Raw genomic sequence first — 4,862 nt, 5'->3', positions numbered from 1 at the left:
CTTCCAGGGAAACAAGCCGGCCCCGACGATCACGCGCCGCCCGCCCGCCTCACATCGCAGCACGTTCCACGACGACCCCACCGGTTGCAATTCGTAGCGGATGTCGTTGTACACAAAACTGATCATGGTCACACCTCCGCGTGTCAGAGCTTGCGCAAGACCGACACGCAATTGGTGACGGCTGAGCCACCCACGTTGAAGGTGACCCCGATGTCGGCCTTTTTAGCCGGGACCCCGATGGGCTCACCGATCAGCTGCTTGTAAATCAGGGTGTGCATGGACGCCCCCGTGGCGCCCACCGGGTGCCCCTTGGCCTTGAGGCCGCCCGACAGGTTGATGGCCACACGGTCATCTCGCGTGAAACGGCCATCCAGGTAGTCAAAACCGGCACGACCATCGGCCGACAAACCCAGCGCTTCGGTCGACAGAATCTGGTTGATGGTGAAGCAGTCGTGCAGTTCCACCAAGTCCACATCGGCTGCAGTGATGCCCGCCTCCTTGTATGCCTTGGCCACGGCATCCTTGCCCGCCATCAGCTCGTACATATTGGGGCGCACGTTTTCAGGCAAACGCTCCACCGAGTGACCGATGCCGGCGATCTCCACCGCCCGCGCCTTGTTGCTGACGTTGGCCGTTTGCGTGATGACCAGGGCCGCGGCGCCATCTGACACCAGCGAACAATCGTGCAAGCGCAGGGGCGCGGCAATCATCATGTTCTTGCTGCGACCACGCTCATCCAGTTCGTTGAGCTTCATAATGTCGGCCACCGTCTGCGGACCATTGCGGACATGGGCCAGCGGGTTCTCGGCGCCGTTGCGGTAGCCAAGCGCCCCGACGGTCCAGAGCATCTGCTCCAGCGTCTCGGTCGGGATGCCGTAGTGCGACTGGTAGCCCTTCGCGTACTCGGCAAACAGCATGGGGAAAGTCCACCCTTTAGAACCCTCGCTTGGCCAGTGCGAACAGCAGGCCAGCACGTGGGTCATCTGCGGCGTGGGCAGCAGGTTCATTTTTTCCACGCCGATGACCAGCACATGTCGCGCACGACCGGCCTCGATGGCGTAGATCGCGTCATACAGTGCCACCGACGACGAGGCGCAAGCGCACTCGCAACGTGTCATGGGTTTGAAGCGCAACGCCGGATCGATTTCCGCCGCAATGGGTGCCACATGCTCCTGGTTCACGAAGCCAGCCGGCGAACATGAGCCCACATAAATGGCGTCAATGTCTTTGGCGTCCAGCCCCGCATCGGCGATGGCCCCACGCCCTGCCTCGATCAGCAAGTCGTAGTAAGTTTTGGTGTCGGTCATCAGACCGGACTGCTTGTCTTTGGTGACGAAGGCGCCAAATGCCGTGTTGTACGCCCCGATGATGCTGGCCTTGCTCATGCCTACCCCTTTGCTGGTGACGTGACCGCAACGTGCGGCCGTGCCGACAGCATGAGGCTACAGGAACACAACTTGATGACAAGCCGGCCACATCATCCTGATGAGGCCATTTATTCGATCCAGATCAAATCAGGCAACAAAAAAGCCCCAACGCGAATGCGTAGGGGCTTGTTTGGCGGAGAGGGAGGGATTCGAACCCTCGGTACGTTATTCACGTACGCCTGATTTCGAGTCAGGTACATTCAACCACTCTGCCACCTCTCCTAAACTGGTGCACCTGTGGTTAACGGTGTAGCCCGCAAGTATAGCACCAGTTTTTCAACATTCACCTGCAATCAAGCGATGTTGAGTACTTCCGCACCACCGAGGTAGGGGCGCAGGGCCGCAGGAATGCGCACCGAGCCGTCGGCCTGCTGATGGTTTTCCAGCACAGCCACCAAAGCACGGCCCACTGCCAGCCCCGAGCCGTTCAGGGTGTGCACCAGTTCGGTCTTGCCTGCGGCATTGCGGAAGCGTGCCTGCATGCGACGCGACTGGAAGGCCTCGCAGTTCGAGCACGAACTGATCTCGCGGTAGGTGTCCTGGGCGGGCAGCCACACTTCCAGGTCATAGGTCTTTGTGGCGCCAAAGCCCATGTCGCCCGTGCACAGCGACATGACGCGATAAGGCAGCTCCAGCTTCTGCAGAATGACCTCGGCATGCCCCACCATCTGCTCCAGCGCCTCGTAGCTTTGCTCAGGCGTGGTGATCTGAACCATTTCCACCTTGTCGAACTGATGCTGACGGATCATGCCGCGGGTGTCGCGCCCAGCACTGCCCGCCTCCGAACGGAAGCAAGGCGTGTGGCCCGTGAGCTTGATGGGCAACTGTTCCAGCGGAATGATCGAATCGGCCACCGAGTTGGTCAGCGTGACCTCGGACGTGGGGATCAGGTACCACTTGCTGTCAGACGCTTCGCCGTCACCCGAGGTAACGTGGAACAGGTCTTGTTCGAACTTCGGCAACTGGCCCGTGCCCTGCAAGGCCTTGGCTTGCACCAGATACGGCGTGTAGCACTCGGTGTAGCCATGCTCTTGCGTTTGCATGTCGAGCATGAACTGCGCCAAAGCACGGTGCAGGCGGGCGATCGGGCCCTTCAGGAAGGTGAAGCGCGAACCCGACAGCTTGGCGCCGGTTTCAAAGTCCAGCCCCAGTGGGGTACCCACGTCCACATGGTCCTTCACTTCGAAGGCGTAGGTGCCGGGCGTGCCCCAGCGACGCACTTCAATGTTGCCCGACTCGTCAGAGCCCACCGGCACGCTGTCGTGGGGCAGATTGGGCACCGCCATCAGCATGGCAGCCATGTCAGCCTGGATGATCTCCAGACGCTCGGCGCTGGCCTTCAGTTCGTCACCAATGCCACCGACTTGGGCCATGACGGCCGAAGCGTCTTCACCCTTGCCCTTGAGCATGCCGATCTGCTTGGACAGGCTGTTGCGCTGGGACTGCAGCTCTTCCGTGCGGGTCTGAATGGTCTTGCGCTCCGCTTCCAGGGCGCGGAAACGGGCTTCGTCCAGGAAAGGCTGCGGGTTCTTGCGCTTGGCCAGTCGGGCCAGCACGCTGTCGAGGTCTTTGCGCAGCAGGGCGATATCGAGCATGGTGAAGGGTTCTATTTAAAACAGATTGCAAGCTTAGCGTGAGTTGAGCCCACTGCGGCTCAGGCGGCGCTGTGCGCGCCCGGCAAAGGCCGGTCCAATCCGGTCCCGCCCAGGCCTTTGGGCAGCGGGAAGCGCACATGCTCTTCCACGCCCTGCATGCGTCGCACCGACACCGCCCCCAGATCGCGCAAGCGGGCTATGACCTGCTGCACCAGCACATCGGGTGCCGACGCACCGGCCGTCAGCCCCACACGCGGGCGCTGGTCAAACCAGGTCGCCTGCAAGTCCCCCGGGCAGTCCACCATGTAGGCGGGCGTACCCAAACGCTCGGCCAGTTCTCTCAGGCGGTTGCTGTTGGAACTGGTGGGGCTGCCCACCACCACCACCACATCCACCTGCGGCGCCATGAGCTTGACGGCGTCCTGCCGGTTTTGGGTGGCGTAGCAGATGTCCTGCTGCTTGGGCTCACGGATGCGCGGAAACCGCGCTTTGATCGCCGCCAGAATGCCCGCCGCATCGTCCACCGACAAGGTGGTTTGCGTGACCACGGCCAGCTTCTCGGGGTTGTTGACCTGGACGCGGGCCACGTCGTCAATGTCTTCGACCAGGTAGATGCCCTCAGACAACTGGCCCATGGTGCCTTCCACCTCGGGATGACCCTTGTGGCCGATCATCAGGAACTCATAGCCCTCACGGCGCAGCTTGGCCACTTCGATGTGCACCTTGGTCACCAGCGGGCAGGTGGCATCGAACACCTGAAAGCCCCGACGGTCGGCTTCGTGGCGCACGGCCTGACTGACCCCGTGGGCGCTGAAAATCAGCGTGGCCCCGGCAGGCACCTCGGCCAGGTCTTCAATGAAGATCGCACCCTTGGCCTTGAGGTCGTTGACCACATAGGTGTTGTGCACGATTTCATGGCGCACATAAATGGGCGCGCCGAACTGGGCCAACGCCCGCTCGACGATTTCGATGGCGCGGTCCACGCCAGCGCAAAAACCGCGCGGCTCGGCCAGCAGAACGTCCTGAACTTGGGTCATAAGCAATGTGATTCAGAGAACGCCAATGAGCTTGACCTCGAAGGTGCAAGGCTGGCCCGCCAACGGGTGATTGAAATCGAACACGAAGGACTGGCCATCGGCCGCCACTTCGCGGATGACGCCGGCAAACGAGCCTTGGCCATCAGGCGTGGGAAAACGAACCACATCGCCAGCGCGCCAGGTTTCGTCCTTGTCACCCAGTTCGTGCATCAAGGCAATGCCCACGCGCTGCACCATCTCGGGGTTGTGGGGACCGAACGCCTCACCGGCTGGCAATTCGATGGTGGTGTGCGTGCCTTCGGCCAGCCCCATCAGGCGCGCCTCCAGCGCGGGGGACAACTCACCGCGGCCAATCGACAAGGTGGCGGGCTTGTCGTTGAAGGTGTTGACCACGTCTGCCCCGTCCGGCCCGGCCAAGCGATAGTGGAGGGTCAGAAACGAGCCTGCGGCAACAGTGGGGACAACGGTGGTCATGACAAAAGCCCCGCGCCAGGCGCCGGGCATGAAGTGATCAAAACCGGGATTTTAGTTTTTTGCTGCCCGCTTCGCCCACATAACCCTGTCCGGCTTGTGCGCGCCGGGGCAAGCACTCCCTCGTGATGGGGGCATGGCCTCGCCCTTCAGGAGGATGAGCGGGCCCCACAGTGCTCCCGACAATCCTCCGCTTGACCGATGCCCGCCACCCACCCCCCTCCCCATGAAAGACTTGCCCGCGGCCATGCGCCCCCGAGAAAAGCTGCTGACGCACGGCGCCAGCGCCCTGGCTGACGCTGAACTGCTGGCCCTGCTGCTGCGCACCGGCA

At 62.2% G+C, this 4,862-nt stretch carries 5 protein-coding genes and 1 tRNA gene; 1 reads left to right on the top strand and 5 read right to left on the bottom strand.

Translation table 11 applies throughout. The features are described 5' to 3' along the window. Positions 1-143: 143 nt before the first annotated feature. The 5 genes from ACMV18_RS04455 to ACMV18_RS04435 all read right to left on the bottom strand — a co-directional run bounded on the left by ACMV18_RS04455 (position 144) and on the right by ACMV18_RS04435 (position 4,533). Positions 144-1,385: a thiolase C-terminal domain-containing protein gene (locus tag ACMV18_RS04455; RefSeq protein ID WP_374256871.1), complete on the bottom strand. Its 1,242-nt coding sequence runs from the start codon at positions 1,383-1,385 to the stop codon at positions 144-146. 173 nt (positions 1,386-1,558) lie between these two features. Next, positions 1,559-1,649, bottom strand: a tRNA-Ser gene (locus tag ACMV18_RS04450). 71 nt (positions 1,650-1,720) lie between these two features. Continuing rightward, entirely contained in the window at positions 1,721-3,022 is a 1,302-nt protein-coding gene (gene serS / locus ACMV18_RS04445) for a serine--tRNA ligase (RefSeq protein WP_420816845.1), read from the bottom strand. A gap of 59 nt (positions 3,023-3,081) precedes the next feature. After that, positions 3,082-4,059, bottom strand: a complete 978-nt coding sequence (ispH, locus tag ACMV18_RS04440; protein WP_374256877.1) for a 4-hydroxy-3-methylbut-2-enyl diphosphate reductase — start codon at positions 4,057-4,059, stop codon at positions 3,082-3,084. Between the two features lie 12 nt (positions 4,060-4,071). After that, positions 4,072-4,533 carry an FKBP-type peptidyl-prolyl cis-trans isomerase gene (locus ACMV18_RS04435; RefSeq protein WP_420816844.1) on the bottom strand — a complete coding sequence of 154 codons (462 nt, stop codon included), beginning with the start codon at positions 4,531-4,533 and terminating at the stop codon, positions 4,072-4,074. Between the two features lie 223 nt (positions 4,534-4,756). On the opposite strand from ACMV18_RS04435, the gene ACMV18_RS04430 reads away from it, so the two are divergent. Then, on the top strand, positions 4,757-4,862 hold a 106-nt coding region (locus ACMV18_RS04430; protein WP_420816846.1), incomplete at its 3' end, for a UPF0758 domain-containing protein.

Source organism: Aquabacterium sp. (assembly GCF_048860245.1).
In the GTDB taxonomy this organism is placed as follows: Bacteria; Pseudomonadota; Gammaproteobacteria; order Burkholderiales; family Burkholderiaceae_C; genus Aquabacterium.
This window is presented reverse-complemented; position numbering and strand designations above follow the sequence as displayed.